Origin of the sequence: Microbispora catharanthi (assembly GCF_006334915.2) — a bacterium.
Classification (GTDB): domain Bacteria; phylum Actinomycetota; class Actinomycetes; order Streptosporangiales; family Streptosporangiaceae; genus Microbispora; species Microbispora catharanthi.
This window is the reverse complement of sequence record NZ_VDMA02000030.1, coordinates 54,071-79,468: the sequence shown is the minus strand read 5'-3', so window position 1 is coordinate 79,468 and position 25,398 is coordinate 54,071. Positions and strand designations below refer to the sequence as shown.

Annotated in this window: 20 protein-coding genes; 13 read left to right on the top strand and 7 right to left on the bottom strand. The window is 71.1% G+C overall.

Translation table 11 applies throughout. The features are described from left to right. The first annotated feature begins 8 nt into the window (after window positions 1-8). Window positions 9-3,767 carry a chromosome segregation protein SMC gene (gene smc / locus FH610_RS37880; protein ID WP_139580053.1) on the top strand — a complete coding sequence of 1,253 codons (3,759 nt, stop codon included), beginning with the start codon at window positions 9-11 and terminating at the stop codon, window positions 3,765-3,767. 51 nt (window positions 3,768-3,818) lie between these two features. Then, entirely contained in the window at window positions 3,819-5,000 is a 1,182-nt protein-coding gene (gene ftsY, locus FH610_RS37875) for a signal recognition particle-docking protein FtsY (protein WP_139580052.1), read from the top strand. A 54-nt stretch (window positions 5,001-5,054) separates the two neighbouring features. On the opposite strand, the gene FH610_RS37870 is transcribed toward ftsY, so the two are convergent. After that, window positions 5,055-6,125, bottom strand: a complete 1,071-nt coding sequence (locus tag FH610_RS37870) for a PLP-dependent cysteine synthase family protein (protein WP_139580051.1) — start codon at window positions 6,123-6,125, stop codon at window positions 5,055-5,057. Window positions 6,126-6,453: 328 nt separating this feature from the next. On the opposite strand from FH610_RS37870, the gene FH610_RS37865 reads away from it, so the two are divergent. Continuing rightward, on the top strand, window positions 6,454-7,047 hold the full coding sequence (locus FH610_RS37865; protein ID WP_139580050.1) for a sigma-70 family RNA polymerase sigma factor: 594 nt from the start codon (window positions 6,454-6,456) through the stop codon (window positions 7,045-7,047). Window positions 7,048-7,144: 97 nt separating this feature from the next. Here FH610_RS37865 and FH610_RS37860 read toward each other — a convergent pair whose 3' ends face one another. Beyond that, complete coding sequence (locus FH610_RS37860) at window positions 7,145-7,948, bottom strand: DMT family transporter (RefSeq protein WP_240809435.1); 804 nt, start codon at window positions 7,946-7,948, stop codon at window positions 7,145-7,147. A 98-nt stretch (window positions 7,949-8,046) separates the two neighbouring features. Here FH610_RS37860 and FH610_RS37855 point away from each other — a divergent pair, with 98 nt between their 5' ends. The 5 genes from FH610_RS37855 (at window position 8,047) to FH610_RS37835 (ending at window position 12,176) form a co-directional block, all read left to right on the top strand. Further along, complete coding sequence (locus FH610_RS37855) at window positions 8,047-8,679, top strand: helix-turn-helix domain-containing protein (protein ID WP_139580048.1); 633 nt, start codon at window positions 8,047-8,049, stop codon at window positions 8,677-8,679. Between the two features lie 121 nt (window positions 8,680-8,800). Beyond that, window positions 8,801-9,106, top strand: coding sequence for a hypothetical protein (locus FH610_RS37850; protein ID WP_139580047.1), 306 nt, complete (start codon window positions 8,801-8,803; stop codon window positions 9,104-9,106). Window positions 9,107-9,140: 34 nt separating this feature from the next. Beyond that, complete coding sequence (locus FH610_RS37845) at window positions 9,141-9,965, top strand: polysaccharide deacetylase family protein (RefSeq protein WP_139580046.1); 825 nt, start codon at window positions 9,141-9,143, stop codon at window positions 9,963-9,965. Beyond that, a complete protein-coding gene (locus FH610_RS37840) occupies window positions 9,962-11,572 on the top strand; it encodes a helicase HerA-like domain-containing protein (RefSeq protein ID WP_139580045.1) in 1,611 nt (536 codons plus the stop codon). Before FH610_RS37845 ends, FH610_RS37840 begins: the two co-directional genes overlap by 4 nt. Next, a complete protein-coding gene (locus FH610_RS37835) occupies window positions 11,550-12,176 on the top strand; it encodes a DUF2461 domain-containing protein (protein WP_139580044.1) in 627 nt (208 codons plus the stop codon). Before FH610_RS37840 ends, FH610_RS37835 begins: the two co-directional genes overlap by 23 nt. 26 nt (window positions 12,177-12,202) lie before the next feature. Here the strand turns inward: FH610_RS37835 and FH610_RS37830 are convergent, their stop codons facing one another. Further along, complete coding sequence (locus FH610_RS37830) at window positions 12,203-12,874, bottom strand: superoxide dismutase family protein (protein ID WP_139580043.1); 672 nt, start codon at window positions 12,872-12,874, stop codon at window positions 12,203-12,205. A 126-nt stretch (window positions 12,875-13,000) separates the two neighbouring features. Then, on the bottom strand, window positions 13,001-14,161 hold the full coding sequence (locus FH610_RS37825) for an FAD-dependent monooxygenase (protein ID WP_139580042.1): 1,161 nt from the start codon (window positions 14,159-14,161) through the stop codon (window positions 13,001-13,003). A 107-nt stretch (window positions 14,162-14,268) separates the two neighbouring features. Between FH610_RS37825 and FH610_RS37820 the strand changes: the two genes are divergently transcribed. Then, window positions 14,269-14,847, top strand: coding sequence for a PadR family transcriptional regulator (locus FH610_RS37820; RefSeq protein WP_139580041.1), 579 nt, complete (start codon window positions 14,269-14,271; stop codon window positions 14,845-14,847). A 73-nt stretch (window positions 14,848-14,920) separates the two neighbouring features. Here the strand turns inward: FH610_RS37820 and typA are convergent, their stop codons facing one another. After that, window positions 14,921-16,774, bottom strand: coding sequence for a translational GTPase TypA (gene typA, locus FH610_RS37815; protein WP_139580040.1), 1,854 nt, complete (start codon window positions 16,772-16,774; stop codon window positions 14,921-14,923). A gap of 305 nt (window positions 16,775-17,079) precedes the next feature. On the opposite strand from typA, the gene FH610_RS37810 reads away from it, so the two are divergent. Genes FH610_RS37810 through FH610_RS37795 form a run of 4 tightly spaced genes read left to right on the top strand, consistent with a single transcriptional unit; the run spans window position 17,080 to window position 20,362 of the window. After that, a complete protein-coding gene (locus tag FH610_RS37810) occupies window positions 17,080-17,523 on the top strand; it encodes a hypothetical protein (protein ID WP_139580039.1) in 444 nt (147 codons plus the stop codon). After that, the gene (locus FH610_RS37805) at window positions 17,520-18,743 is read left to right on the top strand and encodes an NRAMP family divalent metal transporter (RefSeq protein WP_139580038.1); all 1,224 of its coding nucleotides are present in this window, start codon (window positions 17,520-17,522) and stop codon (window positions 18,741-18,743) included. The genes FH610_RS37810 and FH610_RS37805 overlap by 4 nt, the downstream gene beginning before the upstream one ends. 30 nt (window positions 18,744-18,773) lie before the next feature. After that, the gene (locus tag FH610_RS37800) at window positions 18,774-19,556 is read left to right on the top strand and encodes a hypothetical protein (protein WP_139580037.1); all 783 of its coding nucleotides are present in this window, start codon (window positions 18,774-18,776) and stop codon (window positions 19,554-19,556) included. A gap of 50 nt (window positions 19,557-19,606) precedes the next feature. Then, a complete protein-coding gene (locus FH610_RS37795; protein WP_240809434.1) occupies window positions 19,607-20,362 on the top strand; it encodes an alpha/beta hydrolase in 756 nt (251 codons plus the stop codon). 195 nt (window positions 20,363-20,557) lie between these two features. Here the strand turns inward: FH610_RS37795 and FH610_RS37790 are convergent, their stop codons facing one another. After that, window positions 20,558-21,994, bottom strand: a complete 1,437-nt coding sequence (locus FH610_RS37790; RefSeq protein WP_139580036.1) for an aldehyde dehydrogenase — start codon at window positions 21,992-21,994, stop codon at window positions 20,558-20,560. Window positions 21,995-22,131: 137 nt separating this feature from the next. Beyond that, on the bottom strand, window positions 22,132-25,194 hold the full coding sequence (locus FH610_RS37785; protein WP_139580035.1) for a M14 family metallopeptidase: 3,063 nt from the start codon (window positions 25,192-25,194) through the stop codon (window positions 22,132-22,134). Window positions 25,195-25,398: the final 204 nt, after the last annotated feature.

Sequence of the window (25,398 nt, the reverse complement as noted above, 5' to 3'; positions counted from 1 at the left end):
GGGCGGACGTGTACCTCAAGACGCTCACCTTACGCGGCTTCAAGTCCTTCGCCTCGGCCACCACCCTCCGCTTCGAGCCGGGCATCACCGCCGTGGTGGGCCCCAACGGCTCCGGCAAGTCCAACGTCGTGGACGCCCTCGCATGGGTGATGGGCGAGCACAGCGCCAAGTCGCTGCGCGGCGGCAAGATGGAGGACGTGATCTTCGCGGGCACCTCCAGCCGCCCGCCCCTCGGCCGCGCCGAGGTCACGCTGACGATCGACAACACCGACGGCGCGCTCCCGATCGACTACACCGAGGTGACGATCAGCCGGCTGATGTTCCGGTCCGGCCAGAGCGAGTACGCCATCAACGGCGACACCTGCCGCCTGCTCGACATCCAGGAGCTGCTGTCCGACTCCGGCATCGGCCGGGAGATGCACGTGATCGTCGGCCAGGGCCAGCTCGACCAGGTGCTGCACGCGGGTCCGGAGGAGCGCCGGGCGTTCATCGAGGAGGCCGCGGGCGTACTCAAGCACCGCAAGCGCAAGGAGAAGGCCCTCCGCAAGCTCGACGCGATGCAGGCCAACCTGACCCGCGTCCAGGATCTCGTGGCCGAGCTGCGCCGCCAGCTCAAACCATTGGGCCGGCAGGCCGAGATCGCACGCAAGGCGGCCGTCATCCAGGCCGACCTGCGTGACGCGCGGCTGCGGCTGCTCGCCGACGACGTGATCACCCTCCGCGACACGCTGCAGCGGGAGGAGGCCGACGAGGCGGCCGTACAGGCGCGGCGCGCCCAGGTGGAGGCGGAGCTGGCCGAGGGCCAGCGGCGGGAGGCCGAGCTGGAGGCCGCCGAGAACGACGCCCAGCCGCGCCTCAAGGCCGCACAGGAGACCTTCTACCGCCTTTCTGCCCTGCGGGAGCGGCTGCGCGGCGTGGAGAGCCTCGCGGCCGAACGGCGGCGGCACGCCGCGGACGCCGCGTCCATCGAGCGGCGCGGGCGCGACCCGGAGGACCTGGAACGCGAGGCCGCCGAGGTGCGGGAGCAGGAGCGGGTGCTGGCGGAGGAGCTGGACGAGGCGCGCGAGCGGCTCGCGGCCGCCGTCGAGGTCCGCGCGGAGGCCGAGGAGGCGCTGGCCGCCGAGGAGCGGCGCCTGACCGTCGCCGCCCGCGCCGCGGCCGACCGCCGCGAGGCCCTCGCCCGCCTTCGCGGCCAGGTGGAGTCGGCCAGGAGCCGGGCCAGGGCCGCCGGAGACGAGATCGGCAGGCTCACCAAGGCCGTCGAGGACGCCACCCGGCGTGCGGAGCAGGCCCAGGACGAGCTCGACGCGCAGGCGCTCGACGAGCCGCCGGCCGACCCCGAGCTCGCGGCCGAGCTGGAGGCCGCGCAGGAGGGCGTGGACCTCGCCCGCGCCGCGGTGGAGGAGGCCAGGGCCGTGGCCGAGCAGGCCGAGGCCGTCGTGGAGCGGGCGCGGGCCGACCTGGCCGCGCCCAGGGACGCGCTCGCCGCCGCCAAGGCCGCCGTGAGCACGGCCCGAGCGGCCGACCAGGAGTCACAGCGCGCGGTCGCCGCTCTCCAGGCCCGGTGCGAGGCCCTGGAGATGAGCCTGGCCGGGGGAGCGGACGGGGCCGCCGCGCTGCTCGGCGCCGGTCTGCCCGGCGTGCTCGGCCCGATCGCCACGCTGCTCGCCGTACGCCCGGGGGCGGAGGCGGCCGTCGCGGCCGTGATGGCCGTGGACGGGGTGGGCGTCGCCTCGCTGACCGCCGCCGTGGCCGCCGTCGAGCACCTGCGCGAGGCCGACGCCGGCCGCGCCGCCCTCCTGATCGCGGGCGACCGGCAGAGCGGTGGCGGGCAGAGCAGCGGTGGACAGAGCGGTGGCGGGCAGAGCGCGGGCGGGCGACCGGAGGCGCCCGTCGCGGGCGCCGAATGGGCCGCCGACCTGGTGACCGTGCCGGACGAGCTGCGCCCCGCAGTGGAGGCGCTGCTGTCCGACGTGGTCGTGGTGCCCGACCTGCTCACCGCGCGCAAAGTCGTGGACGCCCATCCGGAGCTGCGGGCCGTCACGACGTCCGGCGACCTGCTCGGCGTCCACGCCGCGCACGGCGGCTCGGGCGGCGGCTCCTCCCTGCTGCAGATGCGCACGGCCCTGGACGAGGCCGCCGCCGATCTCGCCACCGCCAGGGCCGAGGCCGAACGGCACGCGGAGGCGCTGGCCGAGGCCGTGGCCGCCGAACGGGAGTCCCAGCTCGCGCTGGAGGCGGCGCAGGGGCGGGTCACGGAGGCGCAGAGCGGCGTGAGCGCCGCCCAGAGCGGCGTCAACGCCGCGCAGAACGGGCTGAACGCGGCGCAGGCCGGGCTCGACCGCCTGCGCGGCAGGCAGCGGGAGGCCGACCAGCGGGCCGCGGCGGCGGCCAAGCAGCTGGCCCGGCTGGAGGCCGCCGTCAAGGCCGCCCAGGACGAGGCGGCCCGGCTGAGCCGGTCAGCGGTGGACGCCCAGGAGGCGCGCGAGCAGGCCCAGGCCGCGGTCGTGGAGCTGGAGGAGCAGCTCGCCGAGGCAGAGTACGCCGCGGAGCTGGAGGCGGAGCCGACCACCGACACCCGCGACGAGCTGGCCGCCGCCTGTGGCGTCACCCGGCAGGCCGAGATGGAGGCCCGGCTGACCGTCCGTACGGCCGAGGAGCGGGTGCGGGGCATCGCGGGCCGCGCCGACGCCCTGCTGCGCGCGGCCCAGCGTGAGCGGCAGGACCGGGCCCAGGCCGCGGCCGACCGGGAACGCCGCCGCAGGCAGGCGCAGATCGCCGCGGCGGTGGCGGACGGCGCGCGTGCCGCCCTGAGCGCCCTGGAGGGCTCGCTCGCGCGGGCCGCAGAGGAGCGCGACGAGGCCGAGCGGGCGCGCGGGCAGATCGACACCGAGCTCAAGCAGGTGCGCCTGCGCGTACGGGAGCTCAGCTCCGAGCTGGACGCCCTGGTCAACCGGGTCCACGGCAGCGAGATGGCCAGGACGGAGCGGCGGCTGCGTCTGGAGCAGATGGAGCAGCGTGCCCTGGAGGAGTACGGCATCGAGCTCGAACCGCTGATCGCCGAATACGGGCCGAGCGTGCCGGTGCCCGGCGACCCGCCCGTGCCGTACGTGCGGGAGGAGCAGGAGAAGCGGGCCAGGACGGCCGAGCGGCAGATGACCCAGCTCGGCAAGGTCAACCCGCTGGCGCTGGAGGAGTTCGCCGCCCTTGAGGAGCGGCACGCCTTCCTCACCTCGCAGCTCGAAGACCTCAAGAAGACCCGGCGCGACCTGCTGCTCGTGGTCAAGGAGGTCGACGACCGGGTCGAGCAGGTCTTCGCGGCGGCGTTCGAGGACGTGGCGCGCGAGTTCGGGCAGATCTTCCAGCGGGTCTTCCCCGGCGGGGAGGGCCGCCTGCTGCTGACCGACCCCGAGGACATGCTGACCACGGGTGTCGAGGTCGAGGCCCGGCCGCCCGGCAAGAAGGTCAAGCGCCTGTCGCTGCTGTCCGGCGGCGAGCGGTCGCTGACGGCGGTCGCGTTCCTCGTCTCGATCTTCAAGGCCCGCCCGTCGCCGTTCTACGTGATGGACGAGGTCGAGGCGGCGCTCGACGACACCAACACCCAGCGGCTGCTCACCCTGTTCGAGGAACTGAGACAGACCTCACAGCTCATCGTGATCACGCACCAGAAGCGCACGATGGAGATCGCCGACGCGCTGTATGGCGTGTCGATGCGCGGCGACGGCGTCACCCAGGTCGTCAGCCAGCGCCTCCGCGAGAAGGTCTAGGAAGTACGCCCCTGGCTGGAGTAATGCGGGTCATCTGGGAAACTGCATGGTGTGGACGGTTACCTCGGCATCATCGTGATCGTGGCCATCGTCGCCATATTGGCGGTGGGTGGCCTGTGGCTGCTGTTCCGGCCGAAGGCGAAGGACCTGCCGCCCGCCCCGCCGGCCCCGCCCGAGCCGAAGGCTCCCGTCGTGGAGGAGCCCGCGAAGACGGGGCTGGGCGAAGAGGACGGCGGCACGACGACCACGCTGCCGCCGCCCGCCCCTCCGATCGAAGAGCTGATCAAGGCTCCCGAGATCGAGGTCCCGCCGCCCTCGGCCGGCCGGATGGTGCGGCTGCGCGGCAGGCTCGCCCGTTCGCAGAACGTCCTCGGCCGGGGCCTGCTCGAACTGCTGTCGCGGGACCGGCTCGACGACGAGGTCTGGGACGAGATCGAGGAGACTCTGATCACGGCCGACGTCGGTGTGGCCCCCACCCGTGCGATGGTGGAGGAACTGCGGACGAAGGTGAAGGTGCTCGGCACCCGCACCCCCGATGAGGTGCGCAAGCTGCTGCGCGAGGAACTGCTCACGCAGATCGCGCCGGACCTCGACCGGACCCTGCACACCCAGCCGCACGGGGAGCGGCCGGCCGTCGTCCTCGTCGTCGGGGTCAACGGCACCGGCAAGACCACGACCTCGGGCAAGCTGGCCCGGGTCTTGGTCGGCGACGGCAGGAAGGTCGTGCTCGGCGCCGCCGACACCTTCCGCGCGGCGGCCACCGATCAGCTCCAGACGTGGGGTGACCGCGTCGGCGCGGGTGTGGTGCGCGGCCCGGAGGGCGGCGACCCGGCGTCCGTGGCGTTCGACGCCGTGGCCAAGGGCATCGAGGACAAGGCGGACACCGTCATCATCGACACCGCGGGACGGCTGCACACCAAGACCGGCCTCATGGACGAGCTGGGCAAGGTCAAGCGGGTCATCGAGAAGAAGGCGGCGGTGGACGAGGTGCTCCTCGTCCTCGACGCGACCACCGGGCAGAACGGCATGCGCCAGGCGCAGGTCTTCGCCGAGGTGGTCAACGTCACCGGCATCGCGCTGACCAAGCTGGACGGCACGGCCAAGGGCGGCATCGTGATTTCGGTCCAGCGTGAGCTGGGCGTGCCCGTGAAGCTGGTGGGCCTCGGCGAGGGGCCGGACGACCTCGCGCCGTTCGACCCCGAGGTCTTCGTCGACGCCCTGCTCGGCGACTGACACGAGAAAGCAAGGAACACGGCGGCGGGCCGGGATTTCCCGGCCCGCCTCCCGTCAGCTCCGGAGGAAGGCGCGCAGCTCTTCGAGGTGGGGGGCGATGTCGATGCCCCGCTCCGACAGCCAGCGCGGGTCGCCGTAGGTGTCGCGATAGCGCTCGGCGCCGTCGCAGATCAGCGTGACCACGCTGCCGCGCTCGCCCCGCTCCCGCATCTCCCGGATGATCTGCACCGCCGCCGCGATGTTGGTGCCGGTCGAGCCGCCGACCTCCCTGCGGGTGACCTCCCTGACCCAGTGCATGGCCGCGATCGACAGGGCGTCCGGCACCTGGGTCATCCGGTCGATGACCGTCGGCAGGAACGACGGCTCGACCCGCGGCCGGCCGATGCCCTCGATCCGCGATCCGGCGCCGCCGTGCTCCTCGCCCGAGATCCAGGACGGATAGAACGCCGAGCCCTCGGGATCGGCCACGCAGAGCCGGGTCTGGTGGCGGCGATAGCGGATGTAGCGGCCGATCGTCGCCGAGGTGCCGCCGGTGCCCGCGCCGACGACGATCCACGCGGGCTCCGGGTGCCGTTCGAGCGCCATCTGCTGGAAGACGCTCTCGGCGATGTTGTTGTTGCCCCGCCAGTCCGTCGCCCGTTCGGCGTAGGTGAACTGGTCCATGTAGTGCCCGCCGGTCTCGGCGGCGAGCCGGTGCGACTCGTCGTAGATCGCTCTCGGGTCGTCCACCAGGTGGCACTTGCCGCCGTAGAACTCGATGATCTCCCGCTTCTCCGGCGAGGTGCTCGCCGGGATCACCGCGATGAACGGCAGGCCGAGCAGCCGGGCGAAGTACGCCTCACTCACGGCGGTGGACCCGCTGGACGCCTCGATGATCGTGGTGGTGGGCCCGATCCAGCCGTTGGCCAGGCCGTACAGGAAGAGGGACCGGGCGAGACGGTGCTTGAGTGAACCGGTCGGGTGCACCGACTCGTCTTTCAGATAGAGGTCGACACCCCAGTGCGAGGGGAGCGGGAATACATGCAGGTGAGTGTCGCAGCTTCGGTTGGCGTCGGCCTCGACGGCCTGGATGGCGTCGGCCACCCATGCCCTCGTGACCGGATCGTGCCGATCCAGGTGGTTCATGCCGCCACTCTGGCACGGTCCTCGCCATGAACACCAAGGAGGAGGCACCCGGCGCCGCCGACCCGCACCTGCCGACCGCCAGTGAAATCTGCCACATTTTACTCCGGATTGAGGCTCCGGTGTTACGCTAATGAGACTTGTTCGGCTTGCGCGTGACCTGGCCGCGCGGGCCTGGTCTTTACGGCGATGGCGCTGACCAGGCCGGACGACATTAACACCGTGCTTAGGCCCCAAGCGGCACGATGTCCTTGGCACAACGATGAACGAGCGACCTCGCATGTGTTCCGGCCGGACGGGTAACGGGGGAGAAGTTCCGTAGGGGGAAGAGATGATCTCGACCGACGAGCAGCGGCAGGCATGGTTCGAGCGTGAGGTCGTGCCGGTGACGAGCCAGCTCTACGCGTCCGCCATGCGTCTGACGCGCAACCCCGCCGACGCCGAGGACCTGGTCCAGGAGACCGTCGCGAAGGCCTTCACGTCCTACCACCAGTTCCGCGAGGGCACGAACCTCAAGGCGTGGCTGCACCGCATCCTCACCAACAACTTCATCAACGACTACCGGAAGAAGCAGCGCTCGCCCAAGCTGTCGGCCGCCGAGGAGATCGAGGACTGGCAGCTGGCCGCGGCCGAGTCGCACATGTCGACCGGGCTGCGCTCGGCCGAGATCGAGGCACTCGACCAGATTCCGGACAGTGTCGTGATGAACGCCCTGCGGGCCCTGCCGGAGGACTTCCGGGTGGCCGTCTACCTGGCCGACGTCGAGGGCTTCGCGTACAAGGAGATCGCCGACCGGATGGGCACTCCGATCGGCACCGTCATGTCCAGGCTGCACCGGGGCCGCCGCCAGCTCCGGGGCATGCTGGAGGACTACGCCCGCGAGGAGGGCGTCGTACGCGTCCCCGAGCAGGTGTGCGCGGCCTGACCCGTGACTGACGGGCCCGTGAGGCGCGCCGGGACGTGGTCCCGCGCCCACGGGCCCCGGATCGGGGCGCGCTTGGGGGCGCGGCTGGGGACGCGGTTCAGGCGGCGGCGATGAGGGCGATCGCGCCGAGCGCGAACCCGACGCCGGTGATCTGCACGGGACTCAGCCGCTCGCCCAGGACGTACCGCGCGAGCAGCAGCGTGCTCGCCGGATAGAGCGACACCAGGACGGCCACCAGGGTGAGCATCCCCCGCTGCGCCGCGAAGAGATAGAGCACGTTGGCGGCCATGTCGAGCACCCCGGCCGCGATCGTCACCGTGAGGGTGCCGGGCACCGGGCGCAGGCTCCTGCGCGTCGCGAGGGCCAGCAGTGCGACCAGCGTGATCGAGGCGATCCTCGCCCCCAGCAGCGGCCACGTGCCGGAGTCGGCCGGGGCCAGCTTGAGCAGCACGAAGAACCCGCCGAAACCCGCTCCCGACACCAGGGCGGCGAGGATCGGACCGGCCTTCGGGCCGCTCGCCCCGCCGTTCGGCTCGCGGCTGACCAGCAGGACGGCGAACAGGCCGAGCGCGACGCCCACGAGCGCCAGGGCGGACGGCCGGTCGCCGGTGAGGAGGCCGAACACCACGGGGACGGCCATCGCGGTCGTGGCAGTGGTCGGGGCGATCACGGACATCATGCCGGTGGCCAGGCCGCGGTAGAACAGCACGATGCCGAAGGCGCCGGCGACCCCGGAGGCCATTCCCCAGGCCAGTGCCGCCGTGCTCGCGTGGCCCGGCAGCACCGGGAGGAGAGCGGCGACCAGCAGCAGGCCGCCGAGCTGGGAGAGCACGACCACGGCCAGCACCTTCGACCGCCTGGTGGCGAGACCCCCGAAGAAGTCGGCCGTGCCGAAGATCACCGCGCATGCCGTAGCGAGGGCCACCGCCGTCACAGATCCCCCAAGAGATTGCCTCGATAGTGCAATGGATTGTAATAGGAGATCACTACGCTGTACCCATGGCTGATCCTGCGACGATCACCGCGGCCATCGCCGCGAACGTACGGGGCCAGCGGGCCCACCGGGGGCTGACCCTCGACGAGCTCGCGGCCAGGTCGAACGTGAGCCGCGGCATGCTCATCCAGATCGAGCAGGGCCGCACCAACCCGAGCGTCAACACGCTCACCCGGATCGCCGACGCGCTGGGCGTGACCCTCGCGCGGCTGGTGGAGGTCGCCGACACCCCGGTCGTCCGGGTCGTGCACGAGTCCGAGGTGGTGACGTTCCGGCATCCCGGGGGAGGGTCGGCCCGCCTGCTCGTGGGGACGGACGCGCCCGCGATCCTGGAGTTGTGGGACTGGCGGCTCGGGCCGGGCGAGCACCACGACGGCGACGCGCACCCCGCCGGCACTCGCGAGATGCTCACCGTCCTGGAGGGACGGCTCACACTGACCGTGTACGGCAGGAGCCACGTCGTGGGGTCCGGCGACGCCGTCGTGTTCAGCGCCGACCGGCCGCATCGGTACGCCAACGAGCACGAGGAACCGCTGCGCTTCGTGATGGTGGTCACCGAGCCCCCCGAACCCCCTGATCTCGGAGAGCCGCCCGACGTCCGTGAGCTCCCTGACCTTGGAGAACCCGCACATGACTGACCAGTAAGGGCTGCGTGGTGACGCTTAGTAGTCGATGATTACAGAATGAATCCGCAAGCGCCGCTCCAAGGTTGGGTACATCCCTTTTTGTGCGTGTCTGCTGTGCAGGGGGCGGTGGCCGGTGAGTGAATCGCGAGTCGCGGTGGAAAAACTTCGCGCGGAACTCGCCGCGCTCGGGGTGGCCGACGCCTACGAGATCGGTGACGAGGCTACTCTCTCCGTCTGGATAGGCCTGGTCGTGACCTTCCGTGAGGGCTTTTACCGTTGGCGCGAGGGTGCCGTGAAGTGTCGGCACTTGGGTACGGACCCCGCAGGATGCGCCATCCGGGTGGCTCGCAGGTACGCCGAGCTCAAGGCGGACGTGCCGTCCTGGTGGGAGGAGCTGGAAAAGGTTCTGCGGGGGGGAGCGGTCGGAGGCTATCCGTAGCGTTCGTGGCCCCCCGCCTGCTCCGGGGGGTCGTATGCGGATCGGATCCGTTCTGCTGTCGTTGCTGCTGCTCGGCGGATGTGCCCAGGCCAGGACCGTATCGGTTTCGGGGGAGCGGCCCGGACCTGCGGGGCCGCATCCGCGCTTCGGCACGCCGCGACATTTCGACGCCGACCTGCTGCGTTTCCGGCTCGCGGGGACGCAGCGGGGAGCGCCAGGGCCGCGCCTGCCCGCGGTCCCGCCGCCGCGGCACGTCGACTGCAGGCAGCACAAATGCGTGGCGCTGACGTTCGACGACGGGCCCGCCGAATACACCGGGCACGTCCTCGACCTGCTCGCGGCCCACCACGCCCGGGCCACGTTCTTCATCCTCGGACAGATGATCACGGGCGAGACGCGGGACTTCGTCCGGCGGATGGTCGCCGAGGGCCACGAGATCGGCAACCACTCCTGGGACCACGCCTCGCTGCCGGGGCTGTCGTCCGACGGGCTGCGCCGCGAGCTCGACCGTACGCAGGAGGCCGTGCGGAAGGTGACCGGCGTGACGATGCGGCTCATGCGCCCGCCGTACGGCGCGACGAACCAGGCGGTGGACAACGAGACGAAGCAGACCGGGCTCGCACAGATCCTGTGGGCCGTCGACACCCTCGACTGGCTCAACCGCAACCCCACGGTGATCACCCAGCGCAGCGCCGCGGCCAAACCGGGCGACATCGTGCTCATGCACGACATCCACCCCACCACCGTGCAGGCCCTGCCCCGTTTGCTCGACGAACTCGACCACAAGGGCTTCACGTACGTGACCGTCTCGGAGCTGCTCGGCAACCCCACGCCCGGGAAGAAGTACACGAACCGATGAAGGGCTACGACTTCGAGGGGCCGGCGTTGGAGCTGGGCGCGCTCGTACGCGCGGACGGGACGGCCGACCCCGCCGAGCGCGTCCGCGTCCCGGTGCGCATGATGAACCGGCACGGCCTGGTGGCCGGGGCGACCGGCACGGGGAAGACCAAGACGCTGCAGCTCATGGCCGAGCAGCTCGCCGGTCAGGGCGTGCCGGTGTTCCTCGCCGACGTCAAGGGAGACCTGTCCGGACTGGCCTCGCCGGGGACGCCGGGCGACCGGATCGCCCGCCGGGCGGCCGACGTGGGGCAGGACTGGGCGCCGGAGGGCTGCGTGACCGAGTTCTTCTCCCTCGGCGGCGTGGGAGAGGGCATCCCGCTGCGCGCCACCATGAGCGCGTTCGGGCCGACGCTGCTGTCGCGGGTGCTCGAACTCAACGAGACCCAGGAGTCGTCGCTCGGGTTGATCTTCTACTTCGCCGACACACACGGGCTGCCGCTGCTGGACCTCAAGGACCTGATCGCGGTCATCCGCTATCTGACCGAGACGCCGGAGGCGTTGAGCGGCATCGGCGGGCTGTCGGCGTCCACCGCGGGGGTCATCCTGCGCGCCCTGGTGAACTTCCAGGCCCAGGGGGCGGAGGCGTTCTTCGGCGAGCCGGAGTTCGACGTGCGCGACCTGCTGCGGACCACGCCGGACGGGCGCGGCGTGATCTCCATCCTGGAGCTGCCCGCCGTGCAGGACCGGCCGCAGCTGTTCTCCACGTTCCTGATGTGGCTGCTCGCGGACCTGTTCGAGACGCTGCCCGAGGTAGGCGATCCCGACAAACCGTCGCTGGTGTTCTTCTTCGACGAGGCGCACCTGCTGTTCGAGGACGCGTCCAAGGCGTTCCTCAGGTCGATCACGCAGACCGTGCGGCTGATCCGGTCGAAGGGGGTCGGGGTCTTCTTCGTCACCCAGACGCCCAAGGACGTGCCGGCCGACGTCCTCGCCCAGCTCGGCGCGCGCGTGCAGCACGCCCTGCGCGCCTTCACCCCGCAGGACGCCAAGGCGCTGAAGGCGACCGTCTCGACGTTCCCCGTCTCCTCCTACGACCTCGAACGGCTGCTCACCGAGCTCGGCATCGGGGAGGCGGTCGTCACGGTCCTGTCCGAGACCGGGGCCCCGACGCCGGTCGCCTGGACACGGCTGCGCGCGCCGCGGTCGCTCATGGCGCCGTCCGCCCCCGTGGTCGTGCGGGGGGCCATCGCCGCGTCCTCGCTCCTGCCGAAGTACGGCACGGCCGTGGACCGGCAGTCGGCGTACGAGATCCTCGCCGCGCGTCTGGCCCGGCAGCAGGAGCCCGAGCAGGAAGCGCTGGCCGAGAGACCGACGGAGAGACCGGCGGAGAGACCGGCGAAGACTCCCAGGCAGTCGGCGATCGAGGAGATGTTCGCCTCGAAGGAGTTCCGGTCGCTGGCCCGCACCGCCGCGACCGCGCTCGGCCGGGAGATCACCAGGACGATCTTCGGCACGGCGAGACGGCGGCGCTGTGCGCGTCCGCGCGGTCCCGGTCCCGGTCCCGGTCCCGGGACTGTCGGTGGGGCGTGCGAAGGTGGGTGGCATGGGTTTCAGCGGGTTCCCTGACGAGGCGCTCATCTTCTACGAGGGCCTCGTCGCCGACAATTCGAAGGCGTATTGGGCGGCCCACAAGGAGTTGTACGAGACCGGGGTCCGGGCGCCGATGCTCGCGCTCATGGACGAGCTGGAGCCGGAGTTCGGACCGGCCCACCTGTTCCGGCCGCACCGCGACGTCCGGTTCGCGAAGGACAAGTCGCCGTACAAGACGCATCAGGGGGCCTACTGCGGAGTGGGCGTGGAGGGCGTCGGCTACTACGTGCAGGTGGACGCCGACGGCCTCTACGTGGCGGCGGGCTGGTGGATGCCGGGCGACCAGGTGGCACGCTTCCGCGAGGCCCTGGACGACGACACCGCAGGGCCCCTGCTGGGGGAGATCCTCGCGGCGCTGCCCGATGATCTGACGGTCGGTGGCGATCGGCTCAAGACCCGCCCCCGCGGCACGGCGGAGGACCACCCCCGGCTCGAACTCCTCCGGCACAAGACGCTGCACGCCGGGCGGCGGTTCGAACCGGAGCCGTGGCTGCACACCCCCGAGACGCTCGACCGGGTCCGCTCGACCTGGCGGGCGCTGGCCCCGCTGGTCGACTGGCTGCGCCGCCACATCTCCTGACGCCGCCCGCAAGCGACGGACCCGGATCAGGCGCGGACTTTGACGATCCCGCAGCCGATCCGGGCACCGGCGTCGCCGGTCTTGCGCGTGGCCGCGTCCGGGCCCGTGGCGCCGGTGGCGTCGGGCCGGTGGAAGTACCTGTCCGGGATGTGCGCGAAGTTGTCCGGCCCGGCGTGCACGACGAACGCACTGCCGTTGGCGTCGCCCAACTGCTCCAGCGTGAACCTGTCAGTCACGAACGACGCGGAGGCGGTGCCGTCGGCGGCCACCAGCAGCGGCGGCATGTCCCCGGCGCCGTCGCCGTGCTCCCCGGGGCCGAGGTGGCTTCCGGCGCTGGTGAACGCGCTGCCCGTCGCCCGGTCGACCGAGCGTGCGTCGCACACGCCGTTGGCGTGGACGTGGAAGCCGTGGAACCCGGGAGTGAGCCCCCGCACGCTGACGCTGACCCTCGACTTCTTCGCGTCATACCGCTCGACTCGCACGGTGCCGAGGACGCGCCCGGCGGTGTTCTTGATGACGGCGGTCGCCGACTGACCCGCCGACTCACTGGCTGACTCACTGGCTGACTCACTGGGGCGGGCCTGCACGGCGGAGGCCGCCGCCATCCCGGCGGACAGCCCCGGCACGGCCGGGGCGGCCGCGGCGGCGAGTCCCAGGGCGAGCCCGGCGGCCAGGGCGAAACGGGTTGTGCGGGGCATGATCGCTCCTCCTCAGACACTCGTTGCCTGCGACAGCAGAGCACGGCCGGGCGCGGTGGGGAGCGGCACACGACGCCATCCGTAACGGCCGTTTACCCGCTCTTGCCCGGTGCGGTCCCCGCCGGACTAGGCGGTGATGGGCGCGTCCCAGTCGATGTGATGCAGGTGGACGGGGGCGAACATCTGCTCGGGGGTCGGCATGGCGGGCCGGTCGCCGGCCTGGCCGGCCTTGGCCTTGTTCTTGGCCGCGGCGTCGCCGCCGATCATCTCCACCCGAGGGCGGCGGAGACGCTCGAACGCCCCGAAAGCCCCGTGCAGCGGCAGGTCGCGCAGGCAGCGGGCCAGTTCGACGGCGCTCTCCACCGCCAGAGAGGCGCCCTGCCCGGAGCTGGACGACGGGGCGTGGGCCGCGTCGCCGACGAGGACCATGCGGCCGCGGTGCCAGTGCGGCACCGACGGCATGCGCTCCATCGGGCCTGTGATCATGAGGTCGCCGGGGTTGGTGCCCGCCAGCAGCTTCTCGCCAGGGACGTGACCGGCGTAGAGGTCGCGCAGGCGGGCCAGCCAGTCCGCGGCGGGAACGCGGACGACCTCGGCGTAGGTGAGGGGCTCGGTGCGGGGCAGGCTCGCGAACCAGCAGATCCGGCCGTCGGGCAGTCGCCAGTAGCCGATGAAGGTGCGGCCGAAGGCGAAGTACATGACGCCCGGCTCGGCCCGTACGCCGCCGTCGTCGGCGTAGCCGCCGAAGCTGAGGACCCCGCCGTACTCGGGGCCGGGAGCGCCGGGGTCGATCAGGGTGCGGACGGTGGACCGGATGCCGTCGGCGCCGATCAGCACGTCGGCGGTGGCGGTGGTGCCGTCCGCGAACGTGGCGGTCACTCCCTCGGAGGTCTCCTCGGCGGAGACGAGTCGCCTGCCGTATTCGATCCGCACCCCCGTCGCCACCGCGTGATCGGCCAGTGCCCGGAAGAGGGCGGCGCGCGGCATCGCCAGGGTGGGCGGCAGGCCGGGGAATCCGCCGAACTCGGCGAGCCGGTTTCCGGCGCCGTCGGCCATCACCACGCCGGGGACAGGCTGACCCACTGCACGCACCGCCTCGTACGCTCCCACGATGCGCAGCGCGTCGAGCCCGTTCGGGGCCAGGCTGAGCATCGCCCCGACGCCGTCCGCGGCGCTGTCGTGGGCCTCGTGCACGGTCGCCCGGATGCCGGCCCTGGCCAGGGCGAGCGCCGTCACGGGCCCGGCGATGCCGCCGCCGATCACCAACGCGCTGGTCACCTTGCTCATGCTCACCACTCCTCGTCTGCCGCGAGCCGTTGATCGCTCGCAGTAGGAATAGTTGCACTGCAACTAGTTGCTCGTCAACTAGTTCGTTTGAGGCTAGGATCGGGGACATGAGCGCTTCCCTCCGTAGTTCCCCGCTCGCGCTGACCGTGCTGGCGCTGCTGCACCACGAGCCGATGCACCCGTACGCCGTGCAGCGGCTGATCAAGCAGTGGGGCAAGGACCAGGTCGTCAACGTGAGCCAGCGGGCCGGGCTCTACCGCACGATCGAGCGGCTGCACGCCGAGGGGCTGATCGCGGTCCGCGAGACCACCCGCGACCCGGCCTATCCGGAGCGGACCGTGTACGAACTCACCGACGCGGGACGGCACGTCGCCCGCGAGTGGCTCGACCAGATGCTGGCCGTGCCCAAGCAGGAGTTCCCGCAGTTCCCCGCCGCACTGTCACACCTGATGATGATCCCGCCGGAAGACGCGCTGCGGCTGCTGGAACGCCGTGCCGAGCGGCTGGCGGAGACGAGGGCGGGCCTGGAGGGCGCCCTGGCGGCGCAGACGGGCGATCTGCCCAGGGTCACCGCCATCGAGAGCGAGTACATGCTCGCGGTCACCGACGCGGAGGAGCGCTGGCTCCGCTCGGTCGTGGACGACCTGCGCGCGGGCCGGCTGACCTGGCCCACGGGAGACTCCTGACCAAAGCACGAAGCCCCCGCCGATCGTTCGGCGAGGGCTTCGGCGCCCGGCCCGCGCCCGGGCCGGGGCGGGATCAGCTGCCGCGCTTGGCGCGGGCGGCGGCGCGGCCACGGCTGGACGCGTCGAGGACGACCTTGCGGATGCGCACGGTCTCCGAGGTGATCTCCACGCACTCGTCGTCGCGGATGAACTCCAGGGCCTGCTCCAGGGACAGGACGCGCGGCGGGATCACCTTCTCGGTCTCCTCGCTGGTGGAGGAGCGCATGTTGGTGAGCTTCTTCTCCTTGGTGATGTTCACGTCCATGTCGTCGGAGCGGGAGTTCTCTCCGATGATCATGCCCTCGTACACCTCGGTGCCGGGGGAGACGAACAGCGTGCCGCGCTCCTGCAGGTTGAGCATGGCGAACGCGGTGACCTGGCCCGCGCGGTCGGCGACCAGCGAGCCGTTGTTGCGGGTGCGCAGCTCGCCGAACCACGGCTCGTACGTCTCGAACACGTGGTGCACGAGGCCGGTGCCGCGGGTCTCGGTGAGGAACTCGGTGCGGAAGCCGATAAGGCCGCGCGCCGGCACCAGGAACTCCATGCGGATCCAGCCGGTGCCGTGGTTGGTCATGTGCTCCATGCGGCCCTTGCGTACGGCCAGGAGCTGGGTGACGGCGCCCAGGTACTCCTCCGGGCAGTCGACCGTGAGGCGCTCGACCGGCTCGTGCACCTTGCCGTCGACGACCCTGGTCACGACCTGCGGCTTGCCGACGGTCAGCTCGTAGCCCTCGCGGCGCATCTGCTCCACGAGGATCGCCAGGGCCAGCTCGCCGCGGCCCTGCACCTCCCAGGCGTCCGGGGTCTCGGTGGGCAGCACGCGCAGCGAGACGTTGCCGACCAGCTCCTTGTCGAGACGGTCCTTCACGAGGCGGGCGGTGACCTTGGCGCCCTTGACCTTGCCGACCAGGGGGCTGGTGTTGGTGCCGATCGTCATGGAGATCGCCGGCTCGTCGACCGTGATCAGCGGCAGCGGGCGCGGGTCGTCGGGGTCGGCCAGCGTCTCACCGATCATGATGTCCGGGATGCCGGCGATCGCGATGATGTCGCCCGGCCCGGCCTCCTCGGCGGGCTTGCGCTCCAGCGCCTCGGTCATCAGCAGCTCGGAGATCTTGACGCGCTGCACGCTGCCGTCGGTGCGACACCACGCGACCTGCTGGCCCTTGCGGATCGTGCCCTGGTGGACGCGGCACAGCGCGATACGGCCCAGGTAGCTGGAGGCGTCGAGGTTGGTGACGTGGGCCTGGAGCGGCGCGGACGGGTCGTAGACCGGCGCCGGGATCGTGTTCTTGATCGTCTCGAACAGCGGCTCCAGGTCGGGGGAGTCCGGCATGCCGCCGTCGGCGGGGCGCTCCAGCGAGGCCCGCCCGGCCTTGGCCGAGGCGTACACGATCGGGAAGTCGATCTGCTCCTCGGTGGCGTCGAGGTCGATGAACAGCTCGTACACCTCGTCGACGACCTCGGCGATGCGGGCGTCCGGCCGGTCCACCTTGTTGATGCACAAGATCACCGGCATCTTCGCGGCGAGCGCCTTGCGCAGCACGAAGCGGGTCTGCGGCAGCGGGCCCTCGGAGGCGTCCACCAGCAGCACCACGCCGTCCACCATCGACAGGCCGCGCTCGACCTCGCCGCCGAAGTCGGCGTGGCCGGGCGTGTCGATGATGTTCAGGGTCATGCCGCCGTGCCTGACCGCCGTGTTCTTCGCGAGGATGGTGATCCCCTTTTCGCGCTCCAGGTCGTTGGAGTCCATGACCCGCTCGTCGACGTCCTGGTTGGCCCGGAACGCGCCGGACTGCCATAGCATGGCGTCGACCAGCGTGGTCTTGCCGTGGTCGACGTGCGCGATGATCGCGATGTTCCGCAGGTCGTCGCGGGTGTTCATAGGCATAGTGAAGTTCTCGCTCTGGTTCGTCGGGGTGTCGTCCGCGTCCCGGGACCGAAGCGAGACGCACATCCGCCGCATGACACGGCCCAGCCATTTTAGTTGATCCCGATCGCCGCTACACGCCGCCGCCGTAAGGGACCCTCGATGGCAACGCCGTCGGCGCGAGTCGCATTCCATCCTGTCTAAAGGCTTGTCGTTCGGGCAGGTGAGTCGACTGTGACGGATGAAGGTCTCGTGCTGCTGATCGCCTGGGCCGAGTTGCTCGTGCCGATCCTCGTCCTCGCCTACCTCCTGCTGCGGCGGCGCACATGATCGCGTCGGCTCGGCTGGCGCTGCTCGCCCTCCTGACGGCACTCCTGCTGTCCGCCTGCGTCAGCCCCGCGTGGGACGACCACGACTACGCGCTCAAGGCCGGGAAGACGGCCGAGTCGGCCGTCTCGGCCGTGCGCTTCGCCCGCTCCGCCGTGGCGTACCGCGACCGGATGACCGGGCCGTACGCCGAGGTTGTGCTGACCGAGGCGGTGCAGGACCTGAGCAGCGTGAACGACCAGTTCGGCGGCGTGCAGCCGCCCTCGGACGCCTCCGACCGGATCAGGGACGAGGTGCTGCGCCTCACCGAGAAGGCCGAGAGCGAGGTGGAGGACCTGCTCATCCAGGAGCGCCGCGACGGGGTGAAGGACCCGAAGGCGGCCGCACGGGAGCTGGACAGGCTCGCGAGCGAGCTGAGCGACTTCGCGGAGAAGCACAAGTGAAGAAACTGATCGCGGTCACGCTCGGCATCCTGACGGCCTTCGGCGGTTTCGTGGACATCGGCGACCTGGTCGCCAACGCCGTCGTGGGGTCGAGGTTCGGGATGTCCCTCGCGTGGGTGGTGGTCGTCGGCATCATCGGGATCTGCGTCTTCGCCGAAATGTCCGGCAGGATCGCGGCGGTGTCGCAGCGGCCGGTCTTCGACCTCGTCCGCGAGCGCATGGGGCCGCGCGCCGGGCTGGTCAACCTCGGCGCGTCGTTCTTCATCAACGTGCTCACGCTCGCGGCCGAGATCGGCGGCGCCGCGCTCGCGCTGGAGCTGGTGACCGGTCTCAACTATCTGCTGTGGGTGCCGCCCGTGGCCCTGGTCGCCTGGCTGGTCATGTGGCGGGTGAAGTTCGAGACCATGGAGCGCGTCTTCGGGCTGGCCGGGCTCGCGCTCGTCGTGTTCCTCGTCGCGCTGTGGCAGCTCGGGCCCGACTGGGGCGAGCTGACCACGCAGCTCGTCCGGCCGCCGCAGGACGAGGGCGTGCCGACCTACCTCTACTACGCGATCGCGCTGCTCGGCGGAGCGATGACGCCGTACGAGGTGTTCTTCTTCTCCTCGGGTGGCGTCGAGGAGAAGTGGACGCGCAAGGATCTGGTGACGGCGCGGGCCAACGTGTTCGTCGGCTTCCCCCTCGGCGGCGTGCTGTCGCTGGCGATCGCGGCGTGCGCGGCGACCGCCTTCATGCCGGTCGAGGCCGAGCCCGACTCGCTCGGGCAGATGGTGCTGCCGGTCGCGGAGGGACTGGGCAAGATCGGGCTCGGGTTGGTGATCCTCGGGGTGTTCGCGGCCACGTTCGGCGCGACGCTGGAGACCGCCCTGTCGTCTGGCTACTCGCTGAGCCAGTATTTCGGCTGGCAGTGGGGCAAGTATGTGGTGCCGGGCCGCGCCGCCCGGTTCCACGTGACCGTGCTGGCCTCGGTGATCGTCGCGACCGCGCTGATCCTCACCACCATCGATCCGATCAAGGTGACCGAGTATTCGCTGGTCTTCTCGGCCGCGGCCCTTCCGCTCACCTACCTGCCGGTTCTCATGATCGCCAACGATCCCGACTACATGGGGGACAAGGTCAACGGCAGATTCAGCAACGTGCTGGGAAGTTTCTACATGGTGCTGCTTCTCGTCGTGGCGCTCGCGGCCATCCCCCTGATGCTCGCGACGAAGGCGGGACAGTGACGGCCCGGTACGTGAGGAGGTGAATGGTCAGTGAGTGAGCCGGCACGGGTGCTGCACGCCCGCCTGCACCTGCTCGACCGGCAGGTCGTCAGGGAGAGCGACGACCGCCTGTTATGCAAGGTGGACGACCTGGAGGTGCGGCCGGGCGACCGGCCGTACGTCACGGCGATCCTGTCGGGGCCGCTGGCGCTCGGTCCGCGGCTGGGCGGCCTGCCGGGATGGCTGATGACCGAGACCGACCGGCTGTTCCGGAGGGAGGAACGGCCGGGGCCGTACCGCATCGAGATGAGCGTGGTGACCGATATCGGCAGCGCCGTACGGGTGGCCGGCCACCGGCAGGACCTGGCACTGGAGCGCTGGCTGACCAGGAACGTCGTCAGCAGGATCCCGGGAGCGGCCGGTACTGAGGAACAGGACGCGCCGGAGAGGACCCTCCAGGTGCGGGAGAGGTGGGAGGACAGCACGGACACCATGCGGCTCGGCGGACTGCTCGGCCGCACCGTCCGCGGTCCGTCGGGGGAGGTCGCCGGCGACACGGTGGACGTCCGCCTGGTCCAGGACGGGCCGCTGCTCGCGGAGGTCCATCAGGCGTTCCGGCTGGCCGGGCTGCTGATCGCCCGGCGGCGTGCCGGGCAGCTCTTCGGGTACGAGCGCGGCCCCGGGCTGTGGCGGCCGTCGCTGCTCGGCGCCCTCGTGCGGCGCATGCACGGTGAGATCCGGTACGCCGAGTGGGACCAGATCGAGTCACTCGACGACGAGGAGGTCAGGCTGGGGGTGGCCTGGGACCGGCTGCGCTCGACGGCCGACCTGTGAGAGATCCCCGTCGCACAGGGGGTGAAGCGGTGGGAAATAAGGTCGGGGGCATGGCTCTCGCTGCTGCCTTCGGGGCGATGCTGCGCACGGCGGACGGTGTCCGCATCGACGCGGCGCACACGCCCAACGGCTCCCTCGATCTCGGAATCGTGGTCGCGCACGGCTTCACCGGAACGTGGAGAGGGCCGGACACGAGGCGCATCGTGCACGTCCTGTCGAGGTTCGGCGGCGTGGTGTCGTTCGACTTCCGGGGGCACGGCCGCTCCGGCGGCCGGTCCACGGTGGGCGACCTGGAGGTCCTCGACGTGGACGCGGCGGTCAAGCACGCCCGCGCCATCGGCTACCGCCGGATCGCCACGGTCGGCTTCTCGATGGGCGCCGCGGTGGTCGTACGGCATGCCGCGTTGCACCGGGGCGTGGACGGGGTGGTGTCGGTGAGCGGCCCGGCCCGCTGGTACTACCGGGGCACCAAACCCATGCGCCAGGTCCACTGGGCGATCGAGCGCTGGCACGGCCGGCTGGCGGCCCGGCTGGCCAAGCGCACCAGGATCGCGGGCGGCGGATGGGACCCCGTCCCGCTCCCGCCGTACGAGGCGGCGGCCTTGGTCGCGCCCACACCGCTGCTGATCGTGCACGGCGACAGCGACCCGTTCTTCCCCACCGAGCACGCCTACCAGTTGTACGAGTGCGCCGCCGAGCCGAAGGAGTTGTGGATCGAGCCCGGCTACGGTCATGCGGAGGCGGCGGCCACCCCTGACCTGGTCCGGAAAATTGGTCACTGGATCTCGCGAACCAAAACCCGATAAGGGTCGTCTATACGGGTTGTGCGGATTCGGAACCCCTCCATCCGCGCCGCCGATTGGGGGATCGGCGCACACCTTCACACGGTGTGGCCCAGCGTCGCGGGGGCGCGCTGGGCGGTTTCACCGGCCCGGTGCGGCACGCGCGCCGCACCGGGCCGGAGGGACGCGTTCCGCCCACGCGTTCTTCCCGGGACGCGTTCAGCCCAGGCGGGCGATGGACTTGGTCTCCAGGTAGGCCGACAGGCCCTCGGGTCCGAGTTCCCGGCCGAGGCCGCTGGCCTTGAAGCCGCCGAACGGCGTGTTCGGGTCGAGCGTGTGCATCATGTTGACGCCGTAGGTGCCGGTGCGCACGCGGCGGGCGACGTCCATCCCGCGGTCGGTGTCGGCGGTCCAGACCGAGCCCGACAGGCCGTAGTCGCTGTCGTTGGCGATCCGCACCGCGTCCGCCTCGTCCTCGTACGGGATCACCGCCAGCACCGGGCCGAAGATCTCCTCACGGGCGATGCGCATGTCGTTGGTGGCCCCGGCGAAGACGGTCGGGGCGACGTACCAGCCCCGGTCGTACGGCCGGTCGAGGCCGCCGACGACGGGCTTGGCGCCCTCCTCGATGCCCGTCCTGATGTAGCCCTCGACCCGTTCCTGCTGCCGCCTGGCCACCAGCGGCCCGATCCCGGTGGCCGGGTCGGCGGGGTCGCCCACCTGCTGGCTCGTCACCATCTCGGCGACGGCCTGGACGACCTCGTCGTAGCGGTTGCGGGAGGCGAGGATGCGGGTCTGCGCGACGCACGCCTGGCCGTTGTTCATCAGCGAGGCCATCGACAGGAAGCCCATGGCCGAGGGCAGATCGCAGTCGTCCAGGATGATCGCGGCCGACTTGCCGCCGAGTTCGAGCGTGCAGCGCTTGAGCTGCTCGCCGCAGATCGACGCGATCCTGCGGCCGGCGGCGGTCGAGCCGGTGAAGGCGACCTTGTCGACGTCCGGGTGGGAGACCAGGTGCTCGCCCGCCTCGCGGCCGGCCGCGACGATGTTGACGACCCCGGCGGGGATGCCGGCCTCCTTGATCATCTCGGCGAGCAGGTAGGAGTCGAGCGGCGTCTCGGGAGCGGGCTTGAGCACCACGGTGCAGCCCGCGACGAGCGCCGGGGCCAGCTTGGTCATGGTGACGAACTGGGGGACGTTCCAGGGGACGACGGCCGCCACCACGCCGACCGGCTCGCGGCGGACGATCACCGGGCCGAACAGCCCGGGCCGCTCCTCCTCCTCGGGGAGCGTCGCGCCGAGTCCGGCGAAATACTTGAGCATGCCCAGCGGCTGCGGCGCCTGGGCGAGCTGGGAGAACGTGATCGGAGAGCCCATCTCCGTCGTGATGATCTCCGCCATCTCGGCCTGGCGCGCCTCGTAGACGTCCGCCAGCCGTCCCACGATCGTCGCGCGCTCGGCCATCGTCATCCGCGGCCAGGGCCCGTTGTCGAAGGCGTCCCTGGCGGCCGCGACGGCCCGGTCCATGTCGGCGGGGGTGCCGTCCGGCACGCGGCCGACGACCTCCTCGCTGTGGGGAGAGATCACCTCGATCGTGCCCGTGCCCGCGGGGGCCACCCAGTCGCCCCCGATGAACAGCGTGTCGTGCTGCAGCATGCCTGCCTCCTGATCGGGCGCTTCTTCGCGCACTCTGTCAGACCGACCCATGTCAGACCGAACCATGTTCTGGTCGGCCTTGGCAAGAGCCGCCGGGGTCCGGCCCGCGCCGGGCGGCGCGGGCCGGACCGCGGGTCCTACGGCAGCGCTCGCCCGAGGAGATGCGCCATGGCCCGGCGGACCAGGTCCGTCCGCATCGCCTGCGTCGTCGCGCCCTCCGCGCCGAAGCCGAAGTAGACCGTGTCCTTCGTGGTGATGCCCGCGCCGTCGTCGAGCGTGCGGTCGCTGCGCGCCCAGTCGTTCAGCGCGGTCGCCGACCCGGGAGGCGGCCCGGCGACGGTCCAGCCGCCCAGGTCGTCCTCGAACGAGGTCTCCGCGATGGTCGCGCCGTCGGCCCTGACGGCCACGTCGTCCAGCCACACACCGAGGCCCTGGGTCCCCCAGTCGCTGATGTAGGAGATCGACACCTCGACCTTCTTGCCCGCGTACGCCGTCAGGTCCACCGACCACTGCTGCCAGCCGTTCGACGAGCCGGTGGCCGCGTGCCACGCGCCGGTCGTGCCGGTGGCGGTGCAGGACGACGCGCCGTCGTACGTCTGGTAGTGGGCGGTGAAGGGATGGATGTCCACCCAGCCGGCGGCGCAGCTGTCGCCCGCCTCCTGCGAGGTGTGCCCGTTGGCGTCGGGCAGTGTCGTCCAGTCGTCCTGGCCCGCCGTGTGCGCCTCGACGGTCAGGAAGTCCCAGTTCGGCTCGGTGTTGTACGACGTCCAGAACGACAGCTCGCCACTGGTCTTGCCGGTGAGGTCGATCGTCCTCGTCAGGCGCTTGTAGGACACGTCCGCCTGGCCGCTCTGCACGTCCCAGGAGCCGGTGCGCGGGCTGAACGGCGATCCCGCGCCGTACTGCCACTTGAGCGGGGCCGAGCTGGCGAACTGCGGGAACCGGTCGGCCGGCAGGACCGAGGAGGTCGTGACGAACGAGGAGGTGCGGTTCTGGTTCCCGGGTGAGTCGCCGCCGTTGAGCGTGCCGGTGAAGCCGGCGAAGGCGCCGCCGGCGCCCCGCAGCGGCAACGTGTTCCCGTCGGCGTCCTGGCCGCCGCCCTCCACGTAGGTGTAGGCGCCCAGGTAGTACTGCACGAAGTCGTTGCTCAGCGAGAGGCACGGCGGCTTGCTCAGGGTCGTGCACTCGGGTTGCGCCGGATAGTCCGGCTCGTACCAGTAGGAGCCGTTCGTGTTCTGGGCGTACAGCGCGTACTTGCCGGTGGCGAGCAGCTTGCCGCCCTCGTTGAGGTAGTCGCGGAACGCCAGCTCCAGGGACTCGGCCAGATTGGCGGCGCTGCCGCCCGGCTGCCCGGACGCGCGGGGGATGATGTCGTCGCCGGTCTCCCAGACGACGGCCTTGTAGTGGCTGAGGACCCCGAGCGGGTGGGGCGCCTTACGGCCGTTCTTGTCCACGTCGTACACGTCGGAGGAGTAGCCGGCCTCCGCGAGCGCCTTGGCGTAGTCGTCGGCGTACTTCGCCTCCGTGACGCCCTGGGCCGGGCTGATGCCCGTGACGTCCTCCGCCGCGACGATCAGCACCTTGCCGCCGATGTCCGTGGCGACCTTGTAGGTGAACTCCTCGCTCTTCTTCGTGAGCGAGCGGAACCACACCTTCACGGTGTCGCCGGGTTTCGCGCCCTTGACCGTGCCCCTGAGCTGGTGGAAGTAGGTGTCGTAGCCGTCGCCGTACCGCTCTCCGCCCTTCCACTCGGAGGTCGGGACGATCGTGGTGTGGCCGCCGTTGATCTGGTAGTTGAGGAACACCGGCCCGAGCTTGCGCTTGGCGTCCACCTGCACGACCTGGTCGGTGCCGTAGCTGACGTCGAACGGGTCCACGACGAAGTCGGGCACGGTGTTGCCGAGGTGGCTCACCGGCTCGCTCGGGTTCGGCGCCGACTTCAGGACGTCGAGCGCGAAGGGAAGCTGTTTCTCGAACTCGGCCTGCACCAGCGCCTCGTCGTCGGGGAAGACGAAGCCGCAGCCGTCGCAGCCCTCTTCCAGCTCCGGCGTCCAGGCGAGCGTGCCGTACGCCTTGTGGGCGTGGTCGGTGGTCTCGCCGTTCGTCGTGTAGAGCTCGGCGCCGACCCCCGGGTCGAAGCCGGGGACGGCCGGGTTCTCGTCCGTGCCGGTCAGCGCCAGGTAGACGGGGTCGTCGGCGGTCTTCGTCTCGACCTGCCAGCCCTCGGGATACAGCAGCAGCGGGCCGTAGGAGTGGTAGTTGACCTGTGCCTTGAAACGCAGCCGCTTGAGCAGGCCGTCCATGGCCCGGGTCTCGGGCTCCGACGCCGGGCCGGTGCCGCGGTAGGTCTCGCTGCTGAAGACGCTGGAAGAGCCCTCCTCGTCGTACCCCCAGCGCGTGGGGAAGTTGCGGTTGGGGTCGACGCCGTCGTTGCCCGTGATCTGGCCGTCGCCGTCGTTGTCCCGCAGGTTCTTGCGCCAGAGCCGGTTGCCCTCGGTGAAGGTGAAGTCGTAGCCGTCGGGGTTGGCGACCGGTACGAACCACACCTCGGTGGTGGTCAGCAGCCGGCCGACGTCGGATTCGCCCTTGTTGGCCACCAGATACTTCAGCAGCCGCATGTCGACCTCGGTCGCGATCCACTCACGGGCGTGCTGGGTGGCCGAGTAGAGCACCGACGGCTTGACGCCGTCGGGCAGCACCCGGGCCAGCTTCGTCAGCTTCAGCGCGAGGATGTCCTTCCCCTGGAGGGTCTTGCCGATCGTCTCCAGCTTCGCGATGTCCTTGTTGGCGTCCGCGATGGATCGGAGCTGGTCGGCGATCCCGCCCTTCTCCGAGTAGGACTTCCAGACGGTGTATCCGCCGGCCGCCTGCGCCTTCGCGGCCTGCAACTGCGTCTGGCCCTGCGGGTTGCGCACCGGCTGCGGCCGGTAGCCGAGGATCTGGAGCTTCTTGAGCTCGGCGGGGGTCGCCGTCAGTTCGACGTGCTCCTTGTCGTCCGCGAGGTGCCGCTGGACGACGTCGAAGCCTTTCTGGGTCAGCGTGCCCGAGGTGCCGGGCGCGCTGTCGAGCTGGTAGAGGTCGGCTTGGTCCCCTGGGGGGAGCGGGTCGCCCTGGCCGGCCTGCGCCGGGGAGACCGGCAGCAGGAGCGCCGCGCCGAGAGCCGCGGCGGCCAGAGTCGAGACGATCTCTCGTCGGGACATCGGTGAGCCCTTCGTGGGGGGTGACGATCTCCCGAATCTCTGTCGGGGTGAAATCGCGTTCAAGTGCGGTAAGGCGACGCGTAAGTCTCGAATTGGTTACAGCGCGGGGAATCCGGCGGTTGTCCGCTTTGGACCCAAGAGTTTCACCTGTTCCGGTAGCAGACGTAAAGATCGTCTTCTATAGTTTCAGGCCGAATCCGAGTG

Excerpts from the sequence above, each read along its gene's own strand:
- FH610_RS37870 (WP_139580051.1), bottom strand. The coding sequence starts at position 6,125 with ATGAACCACCTGGATCGGCACGATCCGGTCACGAGGGCATGGGTGGCC.
- FH610_RS37865 (WP_139580050.1), top strand. The coding sequence starts at position 6,454 with ATGATCTCGACCGACGAGCAGCGGCAGGCATGGTTCGAGCGTGAGGTC.
- FH610_RS37855 (WP_139580048.1), top strand. The coding sequence starts at position 8,047 with ATGGCTGATCCTGCGACGATCACCGCGGCCATCGCCGCGAACGTACGG.
- FH610_RS37845 (WP_139580046.1), top strand. The coding sequence starts at position 9,141 with ATGCGGATCGGATCCGTTCTGCTGTCGTTGCTGCTGCTCGGCGGATGT.
- FH610_RS37840 (WP_139580045.1), top strand. The coding sequence starts at position 9,962 with ATGAAGGGCTACGACTTCGAGGGGCCGGCGTTGGAGCTGGGCGCGCTC.
- FH610_RS37835 (WP_139580044.1), top strand. The coding sequence starts at position 11,550 with ATGGGTTTCAGCGGGTTCCCTGACGAGGCGCTCATCTTCTACGAGGGC.
- FH610_RS37830 (WP_139580043.1), bottom strand. The coding sequence starts at position 12,874 with ATGCCCCGCACAACCCGTTTCGCCCTGGCCGCCGGGCTCGCCCTGGGA.
- FH610_RS37825 (WP_139580042.1), bottom strand. The coding sequence starts at position 14,161 with ATGAGCAAGGTGACCAGCGCGTTGGTGATCGGCGGCGGCATCGCCGGG.
- FH610_RS37820 (WP_139580041.1), top strand. The coding sequence starts at position 14,269 with ATGAGCGCTTCCCTCCGTAGTTCCCCGCTCGCGCTGACCGTGCTGGCG.
- typA (WP_139580040.1), bottom strand. The coding sequence starts at position 16,774 with ATGCCTATGAACACCCGCGACGACCTGCGGAACATCGCGATCATCGCG.
- FH610_RS37810 (WP_139580039.1), top strand. The coding sequence starts at position 17,080 with ATGATCGCGTCGGCTCGGCTGGCGCTGCTCGCCCTCCTGACGGCACTC.
- FH610_RS37795 (WP_240809434.1), top strand. The coding sequence starts at position 19,607 with ATGGCTCTCGCTGCTGCCTTCGGGGCGATGCTGCGCACGGCGGACGGT.
- FH610_RS37790 (WP_139580036.1), bottom strand. The coding sequence starts at position 21,994 with ATGCTGCAGCACGACACGCTGTTCATCGGGGGCGACTGGGTGGCCCCC.
- FH610_RS37785 (WP_139580035.1), bottom strand. The coding sequence starts at position 25,194 with ATGTCCCGACGAGAGATCGTCTCGACTCTGGCCGCCGCGGCTCTCGGC.